This is a genomic window from Streptomyces varsoviensis, from assembly GCF_000718635.1.
GTDB lineage: Bacteria > Actinomycetota > Actinomycetes > Streptomycetales > Streptomycetaceae > Streptomyces > Streptomyces varsoviensis.
Window position 1 is genome coordinate 1 of sequence record NZ_JOBF01000043.1, and the last position, 22,914, is coordinate 22,914.

At 70.8% G+C, this 22,914-nt stretch carries 16 protein-coding genes, 1 tRNA gene and 1 rRNA gene; 14 read left to right on the top strand and 4 right to left on the bottom strand.

Features of this window, described 5'->3' with window-relative positions; translation table 11 throughout:
• The 3 genes from IF55_RS34730 to IF55_RS34740 all read left to right on the top strand — a co-directional run.
• Positions 1-212 (top strand): 23S ribosomal RNA (locus IF55_RS34730); the annotation flags it as partial.
• Between the two features lie 135 nt (positions 213-347).
• Entirely contained in the window at positions 348-1,094 is a 747-nt protein-coding gene (locus IF55_RS34735) for a DegT/DnrJ/EryC1/StrS family aminotransferase (RefSeq protein WP_281181201.1), read from the top strand.
• A gap of 58 nt (positions 1,095-1,152) precedes the next feature.
• Positions 1,153-1,225 (top strand) — tRNA-Thr (locus IF55_RS34740).
• Positions 1,226-1,269: 44 nt separating this feature from the next.
• Here the strand turns inward: IF55_RS34740 and IF55_RS34745 are convergent.
• Positions 1,270-3,891, bottom strand: a complete 2,622-nt coding sequence (locus IF55_RS34745; RefSeq protein WP_211270085.1) for a SpoIIE family protein phosphatase — start codon at positions 3,889-3,891, stop codon at positions 1,270-1,272.
• Between the two features lie 260 nt (positions 3,892-4,151).
• On the opposite strand from IF55_RS34745, the gene IF55_RS34750 reads away from it, so the two are divergent.
• The 10 genes from IF55_RS34750 (at position 4,152) to IF55_RS34795 (ending at position 19,448) form a co-directional block, all read left to right on the top strand.
• Positions 4,152-9,692: a HAMP domain-containing protein gene (locus tag IF55_RS34750; RefSeq protein ID WP_078645770.1), complete on the top strand. Its 5,541-nt coding sequence runs from the start codon at positions 4,152-4,154 to the stop codon at positions 9,690-9,692.
• Positions 9,693-9,936: 244 nt separating this feature from the next.
• Positions 9,937-10,614: a response regulator gene (locus IF55_RS34755; RefSeq protein WP_030892349.1), complete on the top strand. Its 678-nt coding sequence runs from the start codon at positions 9,937-9,939 to the stop codon at positions 10,612-10,614.
• Between the two features lie 104 nt (positions 10,615-10,718).
• The gene (locus IF55_RS34760) at positions 10,719-13,535 is read left to right on the top strand and encodes a DNA translocase FtsK (protein WP_037967349.1); all 2,817 of its coding nucleotides are present in this window, start codon (positions 10,719-10,721) and stop codon (positions 13,533-13,535) included.
• 235 nt (positions 13,536-13,770) lie between these two features.
• Positions 13,771-14,571 carry a helix-turn-helix domain-containing protein gene (locus tag IF55_RS34765; RefSeq protein ID WP_030892355.1) on the top strand — a complete coding sequence of 267 codons (801 nt, stop codon included), beginning with the start codon at positions 13,771-13,773 and terminating at the stop codon, positions 14,569-14,571.
• 52 nt (positions 14,572-14,623) lie between these two features.
• On the top strand, positions 14,624-16,123 hold the full coding sequence (gene rimO, locus IF55_RS34770) for a 30S ribosomal protein S12 methylthiotransferase RimO (protein WP_030892358.1): 1,500 nt from the start codon (positions 14,624-14,626) through the stop codon (positions 16,121-16,123).
• Positions 16,120-16,773, top strand: a complete 654-nt coding sequence (pgsA, locus tag IF55_RS34775; protein WP_037967345.1) for a CDP-diacylglycerol--glycerol-3-phosphate 3-phosphatidyltransferase — start codon at positions 16,120-16,122, stop codon at positions 16,771-16,773. The genes rimO and pgsA overlap by 4 nt, the downstream gene beginning before the upstream one ends.
• Before the next feature lie 161 nt (positions 16,774-16,934).
• Complete coding sequence (locus IF55_RS34780) at positions 16,935-17,465, top strand: CinA family protein (RefSeq protein ID WP_030892364.1); 531 nt, start codon at positions 16,935-16,937, stop codon at positions 17,463-17,465.
• Positions 17,466-17,559: 94 nt separating this feature from the next.
• The gene (locus IF55_RS34785) at positions 17,560-17,943 is read left to right on the top strand and encodes a helix-turn-helix domain-containing protein (RefSeq protein WP_030892367.1); all 384 of its coding nucleotides are present in this window, start codon (positions 17,560-17,562) and stop codon (positions 17,941-17,943) included.
• Between the two features lie 141 nt (positions 17,944-18,084).
• Positions 18,085-18,555: a Dps family protein gene (locus tag IF55_RS34790; protein WP_030892368.1), complete on the top strand. Its 471-nt coding sequence runs from the start codon at positions 18,085-18,087 to the stop codon at positions 18,553-18,555.
• A gap of 275 nt (positions 18,556-18,830) precedes the next feature.
• On the top strand, positions 18,831-19,448 hold the full coding sequence (locus IF55_RS34795) for a TOPRIM nucleotidyl transferase/hydrolase domain-containing protein (RefSeq protein ID WP_030892369.1): 618 nt from the start codon (positions 18,831-18,833) through the stop codon (positions 19,446-19,448).
• 84 nt (positions 19,449-19,532) lie between these two features.
• Here IF55_RS34795 and IF55_RS34800 read toward each other — a convergent pair whose 3' ends face one another.
• Positions 19,533-20,156, bottom strand: coding sequence for a histidine phosphatase family protein (locus tag IF55_RS34800; protein WP_030892370.1), 624 nt, complete (start codon positions 20,154-20,156; stop codon positions 19,533-19,535).
• A 265-nt stretch (positions 20,157-20,421) separates the two neighbouring features.
• On the opposite strand from IF55_RS34800, the gene IF55_RS34805 reads away from it, so the two are divergent.
• On the top strand, positions 20,422-20,610 hold the full coding sequence (locus IF55_RS34805; protein ID WP_030892372.1) for an antitoxin: 189 nt from the start codon (positions 20,422-20,424) through the stop codon (positions 20,608-20,610).
• A gap of 665 nt (positions 20,611-21,275) precedes the next feature.
• Here IF55_RS34805 and IF55_RS34810 read toward each other — a convergent pair.
• On the bottom strand, positions 21,276-22,052 hold the full coding sequence (locus IF55_RS34810) for an SDR family NAD(P)-dependent oxidoreductase (RefSeq protein ID WP_030892374.1): 777 nt from the start codon (positions 22,050-22,052) through the stop codon (positions 21,276-21,278).
• A gap of 36 nt (positions 22,053-22,088) precedes the next feature.
• Positions 22,089-22,883, bottom strand: a complete 795-nt coding sequence (locus tag IF55_RS34815) for an Fpg/Nei family DNA glycosylase (protein ID WP_030892376.1) — start codon at positions 22,881-22,883, stop codon at positions 22,089-22,091.
• Positions 22,884-22,914 lie beyond the last annotated feature (31 nt).

Here is a 22,914-nt window from a genome sequence, read left to right on the forward strand (position 1 = left end):
CCAGTTGTTCTGCCAAGGGCATGGCTGGTTGGCTACGTTCGGAAAGGATAACCGCTGAAAGCATCTAAGCGGGAAGCCTGCTTCGAGATGAGGACTCCCTCCCCCTTTGAGGGGTTAAGGCTCCCAGTAGACGACTGGGTTGATAGGCCAGATATGGAAGCGCCGTAAGGTGTGGAGTTGACTGGTACTAATAGGCCGAGGGCTATTCCGAACCCGGAAGCTAAGCCTTTCAGCGCCGATGGTACTGCAGGGGGGACCCTGTGGGAGAGTAGGACGCCGCCGAACAAATTTTGATAGCTCCGGCTCCTGGACTTCGGTTCAGGGGCCGGAGCTTTTTTGTTGTCGTGATGCGGTGCGCAGTGTTACTTGATGTTCACGTTGCGGCGTCACCATCCCCAGGTATGGGGACACTGGAGATGCTGAGGTCGGCCGGGGTAGGCCCTGGCGATGAGGTCATCGTGCCGTCGTACGCCACCAGGGGGGCCGCGGAGGCGGTTCGGGGGGCCGGGGCGGTGCCCGTGTTCGCCGATATCGACGCCGGGACCTACTGCCTCGATGCGACGGCGGTGGCGGATGCGGTGACGCCGCGTACCGCGGCGGTCGTGCCCGTACCCCTCTTCGGGCATCCGGTGGACGCGGCGGGGCTGCGTGGAGTGGGGGAGCGCCGATCGCTCCTGGTCATCGAGCATGTCGAGGATGGCGGGGCGCCGGCCGAGGACGAGGGGGCCGTGGCGCGGCGGCGGAACGCGGCCTATCTGACGGCGCGGCTCCGTGGGCTGGTCACGCCCGTCGTGACGGCGGGGGTGGCGCACGCCTACCGCGAGTATGTGGTGCGGGTGCCGGGGAACGGGCGTCCGGACCGGGACGCGTTCGCCCGGACGCTGCGGGCCCGCGGGGTGCGGTGCCGTGTGCCCGTACAGACGCCCGTACACCGGATGCCGGCGTTCGCGCGGGATGTGTGGCTGGCGGAGACGGAGCGAGCCGCCGACGAGTGTCTGGCGCTGCCCGTGGACGCGGCGATGACGCGGCGGGAGCTGCACCGGGTGGTGGCGGCGTGCAACGCGCTGGGCGGATTGCTGGAGGCGGTGGCGTAAAAGGCCGCGGGTGGTCAAAGGGGCACGGGAGTTCGGGTATGATCTATTCCGTTGCCGCGCCCCAATAGCTCAGTCGGCAGAGCGTCTCCATGGTAAGGAGAAGGTCTACGGTTCGATTCCGTATTGGGGCTCTTGAAAGGAAGGCCCCCGCCAGTCGGCGGGGGCCTTCTCGCTGTCAGGAGTCCTGCGGCTCGGGGACGCGCATGGCCAGGATGGCCATGTCGTCGGAGGCGGGTTCGGCGGCGAAGCGCTCGACGGCGCGCAGGACGCGGCCGGCGACGGCGCCCGCGGTCAGGCCCGTACACGTGGTGAGGACGTCGATGAGGCCGTCGTCGCCGAGCATCCGGGTGCCCTCGCGGCGCTCGGTGACGCCGTCGGTGACGCACAGCAGGACGTCGCCCGGGTCGAGGGCGACCGTCTGCTCGTACAGCTCCAGCTCCTCCAGCACGCCGAGCAGCGGCTGGGGCTCGGCGGCGGCCTCGACGGAGCCGTCCTGGCGGAGGCGGAGGGGGAGCGGATGGCCCGCGCAGACCACCTTGAGGATCGCGCTGCCGTCGTGCTGCGGCCACAGTTCGCCGTAGAGGAGGGTGAGGAAGCGGCTGCGGGCGCCCTCGTCGAGGATGGCGGCGTTGAGGCGCTCCAGGACGGCCGGGCCGCCGAAGCCCTCGCGGGCGAGGAGCCGCAGGGCGTGCCGGGCCAGCCCGGTCACGGCCGCGGCCTCGGGGCCCGTACCGCAGACGTCGCCGATGGCGAAGCCGTACGCGCCGTCGCGGATCGGGAAGAGGTCGTAGAAGTCGCCGCCGACCTCGTTGCCCTCGCCCGCGGCGCGGTAGATGACCTCGACCTCGACGCCGGGGACGGACGGCAGCTCCGGCGGCAGCAGGCTGCGCTGGAGGGACTGGCTGATGGCGGTGCGTTCGGAGTACAGGCGGGCGTTGTCGAGGGCCAGGGCGGCACGGCGGGAGAGGTCCTCGGCGAGTTCGAGGATCTCCTGGCGGAAGTGGTCGTCGGTGGGTTTGCCGAGGGTGAGCATGCCGATGACGCGGTTGCGGGCGACCAGCGGCAGGACGACGGTCTCGCCGCCGACGGCCGAGGCCGTCGCGAGGGAGGTGCCGGGGCCGGCGGAGAGGCGGCCGGCGTCGCCGAGGCCGAGGCTCCGCAGCGAGCTGCGCAGGGCCGCCGCGTGGGCGGCGTCGGAGGGCGCGGTCCAGACGCGGGCGCCGGGGGTGGGGACCGGGTCCGGCGGCGGGACCTTGGCGAGGAGCGCCTTGAGGCCGTCGATGCGGTCCTCGTCCTCGTGCAGGACGTACGACAGCTCGGGTTCGGAGGACTGGTCGGCGATGGTGTAGACGGCGCACCAGGTGGCGAGGGTGGGGACGGTCATCTGGGCCATGAGGGCCAGCGTCTGGTCCCGGTCGAGGGTGCCCGCGAGCAGGTCGGAGGCCTCGACGAGGAAGGAGAGGGAGCCGCGGCGCAGCCGTTCCAGCTCGCCGAGGCGGGCGGACTCGACGGCGAGGGCGATGCGGTCGGCGGCGAACTGGAGCCGCAGGGCCTCTTCGTTGCTGTACCGGCCGGGGGATTCGGCGGCGACGCCGAGTGAGCCGGTGAGGCGGCCCTCGACCTTGAGGGGGACGGTGACGACCGAGCGCATGCCGGTGTTGTTGAGGAGGGGAACGGCGCCGGGGACGGCGCTGAGGTCCTCGTGGACGGCCGGCATCCGGGCCGAGCCGTAGCGGCCGGTGCCGGCCTCGACGGGGACGCGGGCGAAGCGCTGGCGGGCGGAGGGCAGGCCGGTGGAGGCCCGCACCTCCAGTTCGGTCTCGTCGTCCGTGGCGAGCAGCAGATAGGCGGAGTCGCCGTCGAGCATGTCGCGGGCGCGCTCGACGGTGCGCTGGAGCAGTCCGTCGAGGTCGTCGGGGGCGGGGGAGCCGATGAAGACCTCGAAGGGGTCCGCCGAGGCGCTCCGGTCGCTGGCGGCGCCTTCGGAGCCGGAGCCGCGCTGGGGGCTCTGGAGCACCGCGCGCTCGGTGTCGCGCACCAGCAGGCAGACGGTCGAGGGATCGCCGTCGGCGTCGCGTACGCGCAGGTGGGAGGCGTAGACGGGGACGACACGGCCGTCGGCGCCGCGTATTCCGTACGAGCCTTCCCAGCGGGAGAGGCGGAGCGCGTCGGCGATGCCGGTCGAGGTGCCGGGGGTGTGCGGCCAGGCGGCGAAGTCGGTGAGGGGCTTGCCGATGACCTGTTCCGGGGCGAAGCCGAAGAGGTCCTGGGCGTCGTCGTTCCAGGCGCTGATGCCGCCGACCCGGTCGATCTGGATGACGGCGACGCGGACGCGGGCGTCGGCGAGGGGGAGGGCGTCGGGGGGCAGGGCCGGGCCGGCGGAGCGGGTGCCGGCGGGGCGGGAGGGCAGGTCGAGCTGGAACCAGACCTTCTTGTTGGTGGCGGTGTATTCGACGCCCCAACTGGAGGCCAGGGCGGCGCAGAGCAGCAGGCCGCGGCCGCCTTCGCGCTCGACGCCGCCGAGCTGGCGGCCGGAGCTCTGGAGCGGAAGCTCTCGTTCGGGGTAGTGGTCGCCGACCTCGACGCGTACGCCGGTGTCCGTGCGCAGGCAGAGGACATCGGCGGCGGTGCCGGCGTGTACGACGGCGTTGGTGACGAGTTCGCTGGTCAGGACGACGGCATCGTCCACGACGTCGGGGAATCCCCAGCCCTGGAGGGTGTCGCGGACAAACGCGCGGGCGGAGGCGACCGAGCGTCCGACCGGCTCGAAGGTGGCGGCAGCCCGCGCGGTGATCACAGCACTCCCCATTGGCCTCTCGTCGCTCCCCCCGAGTCCTGTGCCCGTTTCGCCAGTCCTCGATTCGTCCGCCAGGCTAAACCGTCGGTCCAAGTTGTGTGGAACGGAGGGCGCGTGTTTCGGGGGTGGTGGCGTTCAACGACCCCTCGTCGGCTCGGTTACGTTCCCACTGCCGAACGGTTCGGTGCGCTGAAGTGAAACACTGGGAACGCTTGAAGTGGAAGCGCGATGACGATGGTCGACCCTGCGGGAGGGACACGGTGGAGTCTGGCGCAGCGGCGCGGGGCGTGAGCACGCGCGCGAAGGGCGGACGGTCCCGTAGCAATGGGACGACGGAAGTGGAGACGGCGGCCCTGAATCGGCTGCTGACGGCGCTGTCGGCGATGCGCGACGGCAACTTCCGCAAGCGCATGACCGTCTCGGGCGATGGGGTGATGTCCGAGATCGCCGCCGTGTTCAATGAAATGGCGGACCGCAATCTGCAGCTCACGGGTGAGCTGGCGCGCGTACGCCGGGTGGTGGGACGCGAGGGGAAGCTCACGGAGCGGCTGGAGGTCGGGGCCTGTGAGGGGTCCTGGGCCGCGGCCATCGATGCCTCCAACGCGCTGGTCGACGATCTGGTGCGGCCGGTGTCCGAGGTGGGGCGGGTGCTCTCGGCGGTCGCCGAGGGCGACCTGGAGCAGCGGATGGATCTGCGCTCGCAGGGGGCCGACGGGGCGGCGCACCCGTTGCGCGGCGAGTTCCTGAAGGTCGGGCGTACGGTCAACGGGCTCGTGGACCAGCTCTCGGCGTTCACCGACGAGGTGACGCGGGTGGCCAGCGAGGTCGGTACCGAGGGGAAGCTCGGCGGCCAGGCCCGGGTGCGTGGAATGTCGGGTTCGTGGAAGGACCTCACGGATTCCGTCAACACGATGGCGTCCCGGCTCACCGCCCAGGTGCGTGACATCGCTCTCGTCACGACGGCGGTGGCCAAGGGCGACCTCTCCCGGAAGGTCACGGTCCATGTGGCCGGGGAGATGCTGGAGCTGAAGAACACCGTCAATACGATGGTGGACCAGCTCTCGTCCTTCGCTTCCGAGGTGACGCGGGTAGCGCGGGAGGTCGGCACCGAGGGCGAGCTGGGCGGCCAGGCGCAGGTGCCCGGGGTGGCCGGGGTCTGGAAGGACCTCACCGACTCGGTCAACCTGATGGCCGGGAACCTCACCGCCCAGGTGCGCGGGATCGCGCAGGTCACGACGGCGGTGGCCAATGGTGATCTGTCGCAGAAGGTGACGGTGAGCGCGCGCGGCGAGGTCGCCCAACTGGCTGAAACGATCAACCAGATGACCGAGACGCTGCGGACCTTCGCCGACGAGGTGACGCGGGTGGCGAGCGAGGTCGGCGCGGACGGCCTGCTGGGCGGTCAGGCGCAGGTGCCGGGGGCGGCGGGGACCTGGAAGGACCTCACCGACTCGGTGAACAACGCGTTCCGCAACGTCACCACGCAGGTGCGGGACATCGCGCAGGTGACGACGGCGGTGGCGAACGGCGACCTGTCGCAGAAGGTGACCGTCGACGTCGCGGGCGAGATGCTGGAGCTGAAGAACACCGTCAACACGATGGTCGACCAGCTCTCCGCGTTCGGCGCCGAGGTGACGCGGGTGGCGCGGGAGATCGGCGTCGAGGGCGAGCTGGGCGGTCAGGCGCAGGTGCCGGGGGCGGCCGGGACGTGGAAGGACCTCACCGACTCGGTGAACACGGCCTTCCGCAACCTGACCGGCCAGGTCCGCAACATCGCGCAGGTCACGACGGCGGTCGCCAACGGCGACCTGTCGCAGAAGGTCACGGTCGACGTCTCCGGCGAGATGCTGAAGCTCAAGAACACCGTGAACACGATGGTCGACCAGCTCTCCTCGTTCGCCGACCAGGTCACGCGGATGGCGCGGGACGTGGGCACGGAGGGGCGGCTCGGCGGTCAGGCGCGGGTGGACGGCGTGTCCGGCACCTGGAAGGAGCTGACCGACTCCGTCAACTTCATGGCCGGGAACCTCACTTCGCAGGTGCGACAGATCGCGCAGGTGACGACGGCCGTCGCGCGCGGCGACCTCTCGCAGAAGATCGACGTGGACGCGCGCGGCGAGATCCTGGAGCTGAAGAACACCATCAACACGATGGTCGACCAGCTCTCGGCCTTCGCCGACCAGGTGACGCGGGTAGCGCGCGAGGTGGGTACGGACGGCCGGCTCGGCGGCCAGGCGCAGGTGCCGGGCGTCGCGGGCGTATGGCGGGACCTGACCGACTCGGTGAACGGCATGGCGGGCAACCTGACCGCCCAGGTCCGCAACATCGCGCAGGTCGCCACGGCGGTCGCGCGCGGCGACCTGTCGCAGACCATCGACGTGGACGCCCGGGGCGAGATCCTGGAGCTGAAGAACACGCTCAACACGATGGTCGACCAGCTCTCGTCGTTCGCGGACCAGGTCACGCGGGTGGCGCGGGAGGTCGGCACCGAGGGCATCCTCGGCGGGCAGGCCGAGGTGCAGGGCGTCTCCGGCACCTGGAAGGACCTGACGCAGTCCGTCAACTTCATGGCGAACAACCTCACGTCGCAGGTCCGCAACATCGCCGAGGTGACGACGGCGGTCGCCAAGGGCGATCTGTCGAAGAAGATCACCGTGGATGCGAAGGGCGAGATCCTGGAGCTGGTGACGACCGTCAACACGATGGTGGACCAGCTCTCGGACTTCGCCGAGCAGGTCACCCGGGTCGCCCGCGAGGTCGGCACGGAGGGGCAGCTCGGCGGGCAGGCGCGGGTGCGGGACGTCACCGGCATCTGGAAGGACCTGAGCGACAACGTCAACCTGATGGCCAACAACCTGACCAGTCAGGTGCGGAACATCTCGCAGGTCGCGACGGCGGTCGCCAACGGCGACCTGACCCGCAAGGTCACCGTCGAGGCGCGCGGCGAGGTCGCGCAGCTCGCCGACACCGTCAACATCATGGTGAAGACGCTGTCGTCGATCGCGGACGAGGTGACCCGGGTCGCCCGCGAGGTGGGCACGGACGGCATCCTCGGCGGTCAGGCGCGGGTGCCGGGCGTCTCCGGCACGTGGAAGGACCTGACGGAGTCCGTCAACGGCATGGCCTCCAACCTGACCGGGCAGGTCCGCAACATCGCGATGGTCACCACCGCGATCGCCAAGGGCGACCTCACCAAGAAGATCGACATCGACGCCCGGGGCGAGATCCTGGAGCTCAAGACCACCATCAACACGATGGTCGACCAGCTCTCCTCGTTCGCCGAGCAGGTCACGCGGGTGGCCCGCGAGGTGGGCACGGAGGGGCAGTTGGGCGGTCAGGCCCGGGTACGGGACGTGGACGGCACCTGGCGGGACCTCACCGAGTCGGTGAACGAGATGGCCGGGAACCTGACCCGGCAGGTACGGGCCATCGCCGAGGTGGCCACCGCGGTCACCCGCGGCGATCTGAACCTGCAGATCGACGTGGACGCGGCGGGCGAGATCCTGGAGCTCCAGGACAACATCAACACGATGATCGCCAACCTGCGGGAGACGACGCTCGCCAACAAGGAGCAGGACTGGCTCAAGGGCAACCTCGCCCGGATCTCCGGCCTGATGCAGGGGCGGCGCGATCTCGCGGACGTGGCGAGCCTGATCATGAGCGAGCTGACCCCGGTGGTCTCCGCGCAGCACGGCGCGTTCTTCGTGGCGACGCCGACCAACGAGAACCTGGCCGCGGGCGAGAGCGGCGAGGCCGAGGCCGACGAGGACGCGTACGAGCTGCGCATGTACGGCTCGTACGGCTACTCGATGGGGTCGATGCCCACGTCGTTCCGGCCCGGCGAGACGCTGATCGGCACGGCCGCGCAGGAGAAGCGGACCATTCAGGTGGACAACGTGCCCTCGGGCTACCTGAAGATCGCCTCCGGGCTGGGGGAGGCGCCGCCGGCCCATGTGATCGTGCTGCCGGTGCTGTTCGAGGGGCAGGTGCTCGGCGTGATCGAGCTGGCGTCGTTCCAGCCGTTCGCGCAGATCCAGAAGGATTTCCTGAACCAGATCGCCGAGATGATCGGCACCAGCGTCAACACCATCAGCGTGAACACCAAGACCGAGCAGCTCCTCAAGCAGTCGCAGGAGCTCACCGAGCAACTGCGGGACCGGTCCGACGAACTGGAGAGCCGGCAGAAGGCGCTGGAGATCTCCAACGCGGAACTGGAGGAGAAGTCCGAGCACTTGGCGCGGCAGAACCGGGACATCGAGGTCAAGAACACCGAGATCGAGGAGGCCCGGCAGGTCCTGGAGGAGCGCGCCGAGCAGCTCGCGGTGTCGATGCGCTACAAGTCCGAGTTCCTGGCCAACATGTCGCACGAGCTGCGGACGCCGCTCAACTCGCTGCTGATCCTGGCGAAGCTGCTCGCGGACAACGCGGAGGGCAATCTCTCGCCGAAGCAGGTGGAGTTCGCGGAGACGATCCACGGGGCGGGCTCCGATCTGCTCCAACTGATCAACGACATCCTCGATCTGTCGAAGGTCGAGGCGGGCAAGATGGACGTCAGCCCGACGCGGATCGCGCTGGTCCAGCTCGTCGACTATGTGGAGGCGACGTTCCGGCCGCTCACGGCGGAGAAGGGGCTCGACTTCTCCGTACGGGTCTCCCCGGAGCTGCCGGCGACGCTGCACACCGATGAGCAGCGGCTGTTGCAGGTGCTGCGCAATCTGCTGTCGAACGCCGTGAAGTTCACGGACTCGGGCGCGGTCGAGCTGGTCATCCGGCCGGCCGGGGCGGGCGTGCCGGACAGCATCCGCGAGCAACTGCTGGAGTCGGGGGCGCTGCGGGAGGCGGACGGCGGGGTCATCGCGTTCTCCGTCACCGACACCGGGATCGGGATCGCGGCGAGCAAGATGCGGGTGATCTTCGAGGCGTTCAAGCAGGCGGACGGCACGACCAGCAGAAAGTACGGCGGTACGGGCCTCGGCCTGTCGATCAGCCGGGAGATCGCCCGGCTGCTCGGCGGCGAGATCCACGCCGCCAGCGAGCCGGGCCGCGGCTCGACGTTCACGCTGTACCTGCCGCTGAACCCGACCGAGCTGCCGCCGCAGAACTACTCGCAGCTCGCGCTCGCCGGGCACGCCACCGGCCCGCTCGCCCTGGACGGCGGGCCGGGCGCGGCGGCGGGCGAGGGGACCGCGGAGGAGTCGGAGAACGGGGCGGCGGCGTTCGGCGCGCAGCAGCAGGGCGCGGCCGGGCTCTTCCGGCGGCGGCAGCGGGCGGCGCAGGAGGCGGAGCAGCAGTCGGCCTCGGCATCCGGCCAGGCGGCGGAGTCGTCCGGCGAGCCGGCGGCGGCCGGGGGGCCGGCTCAGCCGTCGTCCGAGCCGTGGCTGAGCAATGGCCAGGATCTGGTGGCCGCCGGGTTCGCGGGCGGTTTCCACGGCGAGAAGGTGCTCATCGTCGACGACGACATCCGCAATGTGTTCGCGCTCACCAGCGTGCTGGAGCAGCACGGCCTGTCGGTGCTCTACGCGGAGAACGGCCGTGAGGGGATCGAGGTCCTCGAACAGCACGACGACGTGGTGGTCGTCCTGATGGACATCATGATGCCGGAGATGGACGGCTACGCGACGACGACGGCGATCCGGCGCATGCCGCAGTTCGCCGGGCTGCCGATCATCGCGCTCACGGCGAAGGCGATGAAGGGCGACCGGGAGAAGGCGATCGAGTCCGGCGCGTCCGACTATGTGACCAAGCCGGTCGACACTGATCATTTGCTGACGGTGATGGAGCAGTGGATGCGCGCGGAGTGACGAATGGCTGATCGAACCACGGCGGAGTGTTGACTGACTGTGGCCAAACACGTGTGGGAACGCGGTATTCGGGGAACCTTCTGGTCTCCCACCGCGTTTCTGCTACGTGCACAGTGACTTCGCGGTGACAGGGTGTGGCGACAAGCGGGGTGCGGCTACGATGACCGGCACAAGGACGGGCGGCGAAAGGGAGTCGTCCCCTGGGGCGGCACCCGGCGCATTTCCGGGGCGAGGAGGACGGGCCATGGTGCAGAAGGCCAAGATCCTCCTGGTCGATGACCGGCCGGAAAATCTGCTGGCGCTGGAGGCCATCCTCTCGGCGCTCGATCAGACACTGGTCCGGGCATCGTCAGGGGAGGAGGCGCTCAAGGCGCTGCTGACGGACGATTTCGCAGTGATCCTGCTGGACGTCCAGATGCCGGGTATGGACGGTTTCGAGACCGCCGCCCACATCAAGCGCCGGGAGCGGACGCGGGACATCCCGATCATCTTCCTCACGGCCATCAACCACGGTCCGCACCACACCTTCCGCGGCTACGCGGCCGGCGCGGTGGACTACATCTCCAAGCCCTTCGACCCCTGGGTGCTGCGGGCCAAGGTCTCCGTGTTCGTCGAGCTGTACATGAAGAACTGCCAGCTCCGCGAGCAGGCCGCGCTGCTCCGCCTCCAACTGGAGAGCGGCCAGGGCGGCGCCGTCGACGCCAAGGAGCCCGCGGGGCTGCTCGCCGAACTCTCCGCCCGGCTCGCCGCCGTGGAGGAGCAGGCCGAAGCGCTCTCCAAGCAGCTCGACGAGTCCGCGGACGCCGCGGCCGTCGCCACCGCCGCCCACCTGGAGCGCAAACTCACCGGCCTGCGGCGGGCGCTGGACGCGCTGGAGCCCGGCGCGGGCAGCGGGGCCAGCACGGCCCCCTCGCAGAACTGAGCTCTTGACGCCGCGTCACCACGAGGCCCGCCGGCACGCGACACGAACGGGTGAAGGCGTGGACACACGTGTCCCTCGCGGCCGACAACGGTAATCTCAGCACCATGGCCTCACGTACGTCCGGCAAGGGTTCCCAGAGCACGGCGGGCACCTCGAAGCAGCGCGCCGGACGCCCCGGGAGCGCCGCCAAGAAGGCGCCCGCGAAGAAGGCACCGGCCAAGAAGGCGCCCGCCAAGAAAGCCGCCGCGCCCGCGAAGAAGGCGCCCGCGAAGCGCGCTCCGGCGAAGAAGGCCGCGCCCAAGCCCGCGGCGAAGCCGGCGCCGTCGCCGACGAACGGCGTCTTCCGGCTCGTACGGGCCCTCTGGCTCGGCCTGGCGCACGCGGTGGGCGCGCTGTTCCGCGGCTTCGGGCGCGGCGCGAAGAACCTCGACCCGGCGCACCGCAAGGACGGCCTCGCCCTGTTGCTGCTCGGCATCGCGCTGGTCATCGCGGCCGGCACCTGGTCCGACCTCCGGGGGCCCGTCGGCGACCTGGTGGAGATGCTGATCACCGGCGCGTTCGGCCGCCTCGACCTGGTCGTGCCGATACTGCTCGGCGCCATCGCCGCCCGCCTCATCCGCCACCCGGAGAAGCCGGAGGCCAACGGGCGCATCGTCATCGGCCTCTCCGCCCTCGTCCTCGGCGTCCTCGGCCAGGTCCACGTGGCGTGCGGGGCGCCCAGCCGCGGTGACGGGGCGCAGGCCCTGCAGGACGCCGGCGGTCTGATCGGCTGGGCGGCGGCCAGCCCGCTGATCTACACGGTCGGCGAGGTGCTGGCCGTGCCGCTGCTGATCCTCCTCACGATCTTCGGGCTGCTCGTCGTCACCGCCACCCCCGTCAACGCCATCCCGCACCGGCTGCGCCGGCTCGCCGTGCGGCTCGGCCTCGCGGAGCCGCTGGCCGAGGAGTCCGAGGCGTACGACAGCGGGGTCCACGAGGTCGGGGAGTACGACGAGGACTGGCGCGAGGCGCCCGCCAAGCGCTCTCGGCGCACCTCCCTGGACAAGGGCGCGGGCGCCGAGCAGGCCGAGGAGGAGGCGCTGAGCCAGCGCCGGCGCCCCCGCCGCCCGGCCGCCCAGCCGGACCCGGACCGGCCGCTCGACGCCGTGGACGTGGCGGCCGCCGCCGCGGCGGCCCTCGACGGGGCCGTACTGCACGGCGTGCAGCCCTCCCCGCTCGTCGCCGGGCTCAGCAGCGGCATCTCGGCCGAGCGGGAGCGCACGGGCTCGGTGCCCACCGCGCGCGGCGCCGAGCAGTCCGCGGCGGCCGACGCGCCCGTACCGGGGGTGAAGCGGGACAAGCCCGGAAAGAACGAGCAGGGCGGCGGCGTCCCCGACCTCACCAAGGCATCGCCCGAGCCCTCGCCCGGACTCCCGGCGCGCGCCGAGCAACTGCAACTGGCCGGCGACATCACCTACTCGCTGCCCTCGCTGGACCTGCTGGAGCGCGGCGGCCCGGGGAAGACCCGCAGCGCCGCCAACGACGCGATAGTGGAGGCGCTGACGACCGTGTTCACCGAGTTCAAGGTGGACGCGTCCGTCACGGGCTTCACCCGCGGCCCCACCGTCACGCGGTACGAGGTGGAGCTGGGCCCGGCCGTCAAGGTCGAGCGGATCACCGCGCTCACCAAGAACATCGCCTACGCCGTGGCCAGCCCGGACGTCCGGATCATCAGCCCGATCCCCGGCAAGTCCGCGGTCGGCATCGAGATCCCCAACACCGACCGGGAGATGGTCAACCTCGGCGACGTGCTCCGGCTGGCCGACTCGGCCGGCGACGAGCACCCGATGCTCGTGGCGCTGGGCAAGGACGTCGAGGGCGGCTACGTCATGGCCAACCTGACGAAGATGCCGCACGTCCTGGTCGCCGGCGCCACCGGCTCCGGCAAGTCGTCCTGCATCAACTGCCTGATCACCTCGATCATGGTGCGCGCCACCCCCGAGGACGTACGGATGGTGCTGGTCGACCCCAAGCGCGTCGAACTGACCGCCTACGAGGGCATCCCGCACCTCATCACCCCGATCATCACCAACCCCAAGCGCGCCGCCGAGGCACTGCAGTGGGTGGTGCGCGAGATGGACCTGCGCTACGACGACCTCGCGGCGTACGGCTACCGGCACATCGACGACTTCAACGCGGCCGTGCGCAGCGGCAAGGCGAAGCCGCCGGAGGGCAGCGAGCGGGAGCTGTCGCCGTACCCGTATCTGCTGGTGATCGTGGACGAGCTGGCGGACCTGATGATGGTCGCGCCGCGGGACGTCGAGGACTCCATCGTCCGTATCACCCAGCTCGCGCGCGCGGCCGGCATCCATCTGGTGCTGGCCACCCAGCGCCCCTCCGTCGACGTCGTCACCGGTCTGATCAAGGCCAACGTGCCCTCCCGGCTCGCCTTCGCCACCTCGTCGCTCGCCGACAGCCGCGTCATCCTCGACCAGCCGGGCGCCGAGAAGCTCATCGGCAAGGGCGACAGCCTCTTCCTGCCGATGGGCGCGAACAAACCGGTCCGTATGCAGGGCGCGTTCGTGACGGAGGACGAGGTCGCGTCCATCGTCCGGCACTGCAAGGACCAGATGGCGCCGGTCTTCCGCGACGATGTCACCGTCGGCACGGCCAAGAAGAAGGAGATCGACGAGGACATCGGCGACGACCTCGACCTGCTGTGCCAGGCGGCAGAGCTGGTCGTCTCCACCCAGTTCGGCTCGACCTCGATGCTCCAGCGGAAACTGCGTGTGGGCTTCGCGAAGGCGGGCAGGCTCATGGACCTGATGGAGTCGCGGAGCATCGTGGGGCCGAGCGAGGGCTCCAAGGCGCGCGACGTGATGGTCAAGCCGGACGAGCTGGACGGCGTGCTCGCCATCATCCGCGGTGAGTCCCAGCCGTGAGGAAATGTCGAGCAACCGTTTCCCTCGGCCGTGCGTCACGTTGGGGAAAGGGCGGGGCCGATGTTTCACCGTCGATGTCACAGATGTACCGCCGACGGCGCTTCAGAGCCTTCTGATGGCGTACGTCAGGGCATTCTGATGGCGTACAAAGGCCGGCTTTCCGCTTGCCCGACCGTTTTGGATCCCCCCTAGACTGAACCCTCAGCAGGTGGCTGCACGCTCGAAAGGCGCTCTCGTGTCCATCGGCAACTCTCCCGACGACGGCCGCCCCTCCATCGGCCGCCGCCTCCGGCAGGCCCGCGTCGAATCCGGACTGACCGTCGACGAGATCAGTTCGACCACGCGCGTGCGCGCCCCGATCGTGCACGCGATCGAGCAGGACGACTTCTCGCGCTGCGGCGGCCACGTCTACGCCCGAGGACACATCCGCACGCTCGCCCGCGCCGTCGGCCTCGACCCCGCCGACCTCATCGCGCAGTACGACGCCGAGCACGGCGGCCGGCCGTCGCCCACCCCGGCGGCCCCGCTCTTCGAGGCCGAGCGCATCCGGTCCGAGCCCAGGCGCCCCAACTGGACCGCGGCCATGGTCGCCGCGATCGTCGCCGTCGTCGGATTCGTCGGCTTCACCCTCTTCAGCGGCGGCGAGAAGGACAGCGGCCGGTCCGTCGCGGCCGACGGTCCCACGACGCGGCCGGCCACGCCCACCCACAGCCCCAGCAAGCCGGCCGACCCCAAGCCCGACCCCTCCGAGAGCGCCATCGCCGCGGCCCCCGCCAACAAGGTCACCGTCAAGGTCACCGCCACCGACGCGGCGAGCTGGATCTCCGCCAAGGACCACAACGGGCGGCTGATGGACGAGTTGGTGCTCAAGGAGGGCGCGTCCAAGACCTTCACCGACGACAAGCGGATCGATCTCGTCCTGGGCAACGCCGGGGCCGTACAGCTCTTCGTGAACGGCAAGGAGATCAAGAACGTCGGGGACAACGGGCAGGTCCAGCGGCTCAGCTACACCAAGGGCGACCCCGAAGCAGGGTGATCATCAGCACGTGGCAGCGGAGGCGGCCTCGGGACAAAGTAGGCTGAGCCCCATGCCCGAACGCCGTACCGTCGCTCTTGTCACACTTGGCTGCGCCCGTAACGAGGTGGACTCGGAGGAGCTGGCAGGCCGCTTGGCAGCGGACGGCTGGGACCTCGTCGAGGACGCCGCCGATGCCGATGTCGCCGTCGTCAACACCTGCGGATTCGTCGAGGCCGCCAAGAAGGACTCCGTCGACGCGCTGCTCGAAGCCAACGACCTCAAGGACGCCGCGGGCGAGGGAAGAGCCCGTACGCAGGCCGTGGTGGCCGTCGGCTGCATGGCCGAGCGATACGGCAAGGAACTCGCCAAGGAACTGCCCGAAGCCGACGGCGTACTCGGCTTCGACGACTACGCCGACATCTCCGACCGCCTCCAGACCATCCTCTCCGGCGGCATCCACGCCTCGCACACGCCGCGAGACCGCCGCAAGCTGCTGCCGATCAGCCCCGCCGAGCGGCAGTCCGCCGCCGTCTCGCTGCCCGGCCATGCCCAGGACACGCCCCCGGCAGACCTCCCCGACGGCGTCGCCCCGGCCTCCGGCCCGCGCGCGCCGCTCCGCCGCCGCCTGGACTCCAGCCCCGTCGCCTCGGTGAAGCTGGCCTCCGGGTGCGACCGGCGCTGCTCGTTCTGCGCCATCCCCTCCTTCCGCGGCTCCTTCATCTCGCGCCGCCCCTCCGACGTACTGGGCGAGAGCCGCTGGCTGGCCGAGCAGGGCGTGAAGGAGATCATGCTGGTCTCCGAGAACAACACCTCGTACGGCAAGGACCTCGGCGACATCCGGCTGCTGGAGACGCTGCTGCCGGAACTCGCGGCGATCGACGGCCTGGAGCGCATCCGGGTCAGCTACCTCCAGCCCGCCGAGATGCGGCCCGGCCTGATCGACGTGCTCACCTCCACGGAGAAGGTCGCGCCCTACTTCGACCTGTCCTTCCAGCACTCCGCCCCCGGCGTGCTGCGCGCGATGCGCCGCTTCGGCGACACCGACAGATTCCTGGGCCTCCTCGACCAGGTGCGGGCCAAGGCCCCGCAGGCCGGCGCCCGCTCCAACTTCATCGTGGGCTTCCCCGGCGAGACGGAGGAGGACGTCGCGGAGCTGGAACGCTTCCTCACCGGCGCGCGGCTGGACGCCATCGGCGTCTTCGGTTACTCCGACGAGGACGGCACCGAGGCGGCCGGTTACACCGACAAGCTCGACCCCGAGGTCGTCGCGGAGCGCCTGGAGCGGATCTCGCGGCTGGCGGAGGAGCTGACCGCGCAGCGCGCCGAGGAGCGGCTCGGGGAGACGGTCGAGGTGCTGGTCGACCGGGTGGATGAAGAAGATGGGGGAGATGGGGTGGTCGGCAGGGCCGCGCACCAGGCGCCCGAGACCGATGGCCAGACCATCCTCACAGGTGACCGTGATCTTGCGCCGGGCCGTATGGTCGTGGCAAAGGTGGTGGCGAGTGAGGGCGTGGACCTCATCGCCGAGCCGCTGGGCGACGACGGCTGTACCGAGGAGGCGCGCAGATGACGGGAGTCCCGGCCTCCGCCGCCGGTGGGCGCTCGGCGACGGCGTCGGCGACAGCGGCACCGGCGGGACTATGGAACATCGCCAATATCCTCACCATGGTGCGGCTGTTCCTTGTGCCCGGCTTTGTCTTGTTGATGCTGCACAACGGCGGCTACGACCCGGCCTGGCGCTCCTTCGCCTGGGCCGCGTTCGCGATCGCCATGATCACCGACCTCTTCGACGGGCACCTGGCCCGTAGGTACAACCTCGTCACCGACTTCGGGAAGATCGCCGACCCGATAGCGGACAAGGCGATCATGGGGGCGGCGCTGATCTGCCTCTCCGCCCTGGGCGACCTGCCCTGGTGGGTCACGGGCGTGATCCTCTTCCGCGAGATCGGCATCACGCTGATGCGGTTCTGGGTCATCAAGCACGGCGTCATCCCGGCCAGCCGGGGCGGCAAGATGAAGACGCTCGCGCAGGGCACGGCGGTGGGCATGTACATCCTGGCGCTGACGGGGCCGCTGGCCACGTTCCGGCTGTGGGTGATGGCCGCGGCGGTGGCGCTGACGGTGCTGACGGGCCTCGACTACGTACGGCAGGCGGTCGTGCTGCGGCGGGCGGGGCTGGCGGCGGCACGCGAGAGGGCCGGCCGGGAGTCCGTGCGGTGACGGGGGACGGTGTGGGGGCCCGTTCTGTGGACGGGGGAGCGCGTGAGGCGGGGGCTGTGGAGGGCGCGGGAGCGTGTGAGGCAGACGCCGCGGGGGTGCATGAGACGGGTGCCGCGGGGAACGCGGGAAGCCATGAGGCGGGAGCCGCGGGGGCGCGGGCCGTGGGTACCTGGGCCGCCGCCGAGGCGCTGAGGACGCTGGCCGAGCGGGGTGAGACAGTCGCTGCGGCCGAATCGCTCACCGGCGGCCTGGTGGCCGCCGAGCTGACGGCCGTACCGGGCGCCTCACGCGCCTTCAGGGGCTCGGTGACCGCGTACGCGACCGAGGTCAAGGCGGCGGTCCTGGGCGTGGACGGCGGGCTGCTGAGCGCGCGCGGAGCGGTCGACGGCGAGGTCGCCCGGCAGATGGCGGACGGGGTGCGCGGGGCGCTGGGCGCCGACTGGGGCGTCGCCACGACGGGGGTCGCGGGCCCGGAACCGCAGGACGGACAGCCGGTGGGAACGGTGTTCGTCGCGGTCGTGGGCCCAGGTGGCGCCGGCGCCGTACAGGAGCTGGCGCTGAACGGGGACCGCGCCGGCATCCGGGCGGAGAGCGTCCGAATGGCGCTGGAGGTACTGCTGAGCGAACTGATCGAAAATGCGCGGACACAGGATACGGAACATGGTGGGGATTCTGGATGTTTGCAGCCCTGAGTGAACACGACATCGCTCCCCGCACGGCTGGACTCCGAGGCGGTACGGTGGGGCGTGAAGGATCCGGATTCGCGGTCCAAGGAGGGAGCCACCGATGATTTTGCTCCGTCGCCTGCTGGGTGACGTGCTGCGTCGGCAGCGCCAACGCCAGGGCCGCACTCTGCGCGAGGTCTCTTCCTCAGCCAGGGTCTCGCTCGGTTACCTCTCCGAGGTCGAGCGGGGGCAGAAGGAGGCGTCCTCCGAGCTTCTCTCCGCAATCTGCGATGCTCTGGACGTACGGATGTCCGAGGTCATGCGCGAGGTCAGCGACGAACTGTCGCTCGCCGAGCTGGCGCAGTCGGCGGCGGCGAGCGAGCCGGTACCCGCGCCGATGCGGCCGATGCTCAATTCGGTGTCCGTGACGTCCGTGACGGGCGTCCCAGGAGAGCGGGTGACCATCAAGGCGCCCGCGGAGGCCGTGGACGTGGTCGCGGCCTGAGAGCGGCGCTTGTGCTTTTGCGGGGCCCCGGTCAGTGAGACTGACCGGGGCCCGGCCTATTTCGATCGGTTCTGTGTCAATTGTGCGATGGTGGGAACACGGGGGAAGGAACGGATCAGTCAGCCGAAGAGGAGTAGCCGGATGTCTGTGGTGAAGAGCACGCTGTCCGATGAGGACCGCAAGATCGTCGGCGAGGCGTTGCAGGGTGCCCTCGTGGACCTGGTCGACCTCTCGCTCGTGGCCAAGCAGGTCCACTGGACCGTCGTGGGCCCCCGATTCCGCTCGATCCATCTGCAGCTCGACGACGTCGTGGTCTCCGCGCGCCAGCACGCCGACACGGTGGCGGAGCGCGCCTCGGCCCTGGGCATCGCCCCGGATGGCCGGGCCGAGACCGTCGCGAAGACGAGCGGCATCGACACGGTCGGCGAAGGCTGGAACAAGGACACCCAGGCGGTGCAGATCCTGGTGTCGGCGCTCGGCGCCGTCATCGGCCGGATGCGCGAGCGCATCCGCGCGACGGACGAGCCGGACCCGGTGACCCAGGACCTGATCATCGGCCTGACGGCCGATCTGGAGAAGCACCACTGGATGTTCCAGGCTGAGAACGGCTGAGCGCACGGCGCTCCGAGCAGGTTCTGGCCTGCCGCTCGCCGCTTTCCACGGAACGCCGGGACGGCTCCGGCCGCCCCGCTCGTAGGAACGCCGGAGCGGACGTGATGGGCGGCGGCCCTCACCTCGATGGGTGAGGGCCGCCGCCGTTTTCCTTTTTCGAGGCTCTTACGAACCTTAACGGGCTCTTACGAACTTTTACGGGCTCCTATGACGCCGTCGGGTAGGGGCGGCGGATATCGGGTGCCGTGCGGGGCCTCGGGGCGCAGACTCGGGGCATGGCGGATATGCGGGCGTTCCGGGACGCGGTCGGGCGCTGGGCTACCGGTGGGTCTGATGATGCCGCGAGGGAGCTGGCGGAGCGGTTGGGGCTGCGGACGGCCGTGTTGCTGGAGGGGCCGAGCGATCTCGCGGCCGTCGAGGCGCTGGCCGCGTGGCGGGGCCGCGACCTGGCCGCTGAAGGGGTGTGCGTGCTGGCGATCGGCGGGGCGATGAGCGTCGGCCGCTACACCGGGCTCCTCGGCCCTCCCGGGCTCGGCCTGCGGCTGGCGGGGCTGTGCGACGCGGGGGAGCGGCGCTTCTACGACCGTGCGCTGGAGCGGGCCGGGGCGGAGCGCGGGAGTTTCTTCGTATGCGTGGCGGATCTGGAGGACGAACTCATCCGCGCGCTGGGGGCGGCGCGGGTCGAGGAGATCATCCGGGCCGAGGGCGACTCGCGTCCTTGGCAGACCTTCCAGCGGCAGCCGGCGCACCACGGCAGCCTGCGCCATCAGCAGTTGCGGCGCTTCCTGGGCACGAGGAAGGGGCGCAAGATCCGCTACGGCCGGCTGCTGGCGGAGGCTCTTGAACGGGGCGGGGCGCCGGACCCGCTCGAAGCCCTCCTCGACAGTGTGTGAGCCTCGCGCGAAGGGAGAGCGGGCGACGGCGGAGCGGGCCGAAACCTCGGCTGAAGGGCGTCGGCCGCCATGCGCGCGGCGTCGTTATACGCGGAGGTCCGGTGGGAGGCCGGGGCGGCGGAGCTCCTCGGGGAGGTGCCCCGTGTCGTTGAAGAAGACGAGGGAGGCCGGTCGGCCGGGTGCGTAACGGATGACCGTCAGGCCGGCGTTGGCGGGGTTGATGCCTATCCAGCGCCATTTCGGGGCGTCGAGGGCGGCCCGCACGAACCAACTGATGAGGAAGGCGTGGGTGACGAGGAGTTCGTGGCGCGGCTCGTCGCCGTCGACGGGTCCCGCGAACCGTGCCATGGCTGCCGTGCCCAACGCCGGGCCCCCTTCGCGCTCTTCGGCCGGGAACTGGGACAGGCGGGTGAGTATGGTGTCGGCCGCGTCCGGCGGGAGTTCGTCTCTTTCCGGCAGGTGGGGAACGTAGTCCCCGGCCAGTTCCGACGGCTGCGGGCGGACGCCGTCGAGCTGGTCGCAGATGAGCCGGGCGGTCTGTGCCGCGCGGGGGAGCGGGCCGTGGTGGACGGTGGCGAGGGGGCTGTGGCGGAGCCGCTTGCCGAGCAGTACGGACTGCTGGGCGCCGTGGTCCGTGAGCCTGCTCTCGTCCTCGGTGGCCTCGCCGTGCCGTGCTAGGTAGAGGTAGCGGATTGCGGTGCCGTTCATGCTGGGCCTTTTGTGAGTGGTCGTGACGTCGGTGGTCGTGATCTTGGGTGTGGTCTGAATCGACGCTGACGGGGGTGGGCTGGTTCCGTTCCCGGGCCGGCTCGGAGGGGAGCCCCTGGAGCGGGCCGTCTCGGGCTCGCTGGTCGGTCAGCGGCGTTTTGCCTGGTGAGAGGGGTGCCTCCGGCGGTGGTCCGCGGTGCGGATGCGGGATCCGGGTTGGTCGGTGATGCTGAGGAGCACAGGTCCAAAGGCAAGGAGGTTGATCATGTCCATGCTCGACAAGCTCAAAGGGCTGATCAAGGGCCACGAAGACACCGCCCGCAAGGGCGTCGACAAGGCGGGCGACGCGTTCGACCAGAAGACGCAGGGCAAGTACAGCGGTCAGGTCGACAGCGCCCAGCAGAAGCTCAACGACCAGATGGGTTCGGGGGACGACCGCCGGTCGGGTTCCTGACGGCTCGTATCGGCTGCGGCGAGCCGGCGCCGGCGGCGGCACCGGGGACCGATGGGCGCGTACGTTCGTATCGCGCGCTGCTGGTGCCCCCGGTGCGCCCTGCCGGGGCGGTGGAACGCCCGTCCGGCGCCGTGGCCGGCGATGTTTGCCTCGAAGTTTGCCTCGAACGAGCGTCGCGTGCAGGGCGGTGCGACGGGGTAGAGCTTGCCGGGTGGGGCACTGGCGTCGGCCGAAGGAGGCAGCCATGGCCCGGCGTGACTTCTGGGGCTTGGGCCCCTCCCGTGGGCCGGTGGGGTGGGCATTGGCGCTGGTCATCGGCGGTTTGTGGTGGTGGGCCGTGCTCCGGCTGCTCGTGGAGCCGGGGCGGGTCGGGCCCGTCGAAGGGGCCGTCGTCGCCGGGGGCTGGGGGCTGAGCCTGCTGCCGGTGCACTGTGTGCCGTGGTCGAAGAAGGACCGCGGGGGCGGTGGGCGCCGCGGCCGTCAGCCGCGTTCCGAGGGCGTGCGAGGCGCTGGCGCCCCGATCCGGGAGGCCGAGGGTATACGGACTCCCGAGCCATTGGCCGAGCCTGCCGCGACCGGACCTGCCGCGATCGATCCTCTCGCGACCGATCCTCTCGCGACCGATCCTCTCGCAATCCGTCCTGCCGCGACCGGTCCCACCGAGGTCACCAGGGCATATGGACGCCGCCGTTGGTGCGGAGGATCTGGCCGGTCGTGAAGGCCGAGGCGTCCGATGCCAGATGCAGTACGGCGTGGGCGATGTCCTGCGGGTCACCCACTCGGCCCAGCGGGGAGAGCTGGGCCATCCTCTGCTCCCCGAACCTCTGGTCATCGCCGATGTGCCGGTCGGTCATGGGCGTACGGATCCAGCCCGGCGCGACGGCGTTGACGCGGATGCCGTGCCGGCCGACCTCGGTGGCCAGGGTCTTGGTGAGCTGGTAGACGGCGGCTTTGGCCGCGCCGTAGCAGAGCAGTTCCGGCGCGCCCGTGTCGATCACCCCGGAGGTCATGGTGATGATGCTGCCGCCGTGGCCCTGGGCGATCATCACGCGGGCCGCTTCCTGGCAGCCGTACAGCACGCCCTTGAAGTTGACGGCGAGTACCCGGTCGAGGTCCGCGTCGGAGGTGTCCAGGACCGTGCTGCGGTGCATGATGCCCGCGATGCCGGCCATGACATCGAGGCGGCCGTCGGCCCGTACGGCCTCCGCCACGGTCGCTGCCACCTGCGTCCGGTCGCTGACGTCGAGCGCGTGGTGGCGGGCCTTGCCGCCGCTGTCGCGGATCTCGTCGGCGGTCTGCTCGGCGCCCCGCGCGTCGAGGTCGGCGCAGTGCACCGAGGCCCCGGCCTCGGCCAGCAGGAGCGCCGTGGAGCGGCCGATTCCGCTGGCGGCGCCGGTGATCAGGGCGGTCCGTCCGGTGAGGTCGTACGCCGTGAGGGGCATGTCGGGACCGTACGGCCATAACTGACGGGGCGTCAACTACTGGGCGGGGTCCGGCTGGCAGTGCGGGCACCAGTAGGTGACGCGCTCCTGGCTGCCGCCGCCCTGGTCGGCGGCGCGGACCGGTGTCGCGCACCGCAGGCACGGCCGGCCCGCGCGCCCGTACACCCACAGGCGGCGGTCCGCGCGCGGGTCCGCCGTGGTGACGCGGGCGGGGCGGGACTTGTTGACTTCGAGCAGTTTCCGCGCGAGCGCCGGCAGCCGCTCAGGGGCCGGCAACCGGCCGATCGGCAGCCACGGGGAGGCGCGCAGCAGGAAGCACAGTTCCGACTTGTACACATTGCCGATGCCGGCCAGGTTGCGCTGGTCCAGCATGGCCTCGCCGAGAGGCCGGGCCGGTTCGGCGAGCAGTCTGCGCAGGGCCTCCTCGGGGTCCCAGTCGGGGCCGAGCAGGTCGGGGCCGAGGTGTCCGACGACCTTCGATTCGTCGGCGGTGCGCAGGAGATCGAGGACGGGGAGGCGGTAGCCGACGGCGGTGCGCTCCGCCGTGCCGAGGATGGCGCGGATCTGGTGCCGCGGCCCGCCGCGCCACCGCTCGCCGGGGGCGTAGATCTGCCAGGCGCCCTCCATGCGCAGGTGGGAGTGGAGGGTGAGGCCGCCTTCGACGCGGGTCAGCAGATGCTTGCCGCGCGCCGTCACGTCGGCGACGAGGCGGCCGGTGAGGTCGGAGGTCGCCAGGCGCGGTACGCGCAGGTCGCAGCGGACCAGGCGGTCGCCCGCGAGGGCCTGATGCAGGCGGTGTGCGGTGCGCCAGACGGTGTCTCCTTCGGGCATACGGACCATGATGCCGCGCGGTCGGGCCCCG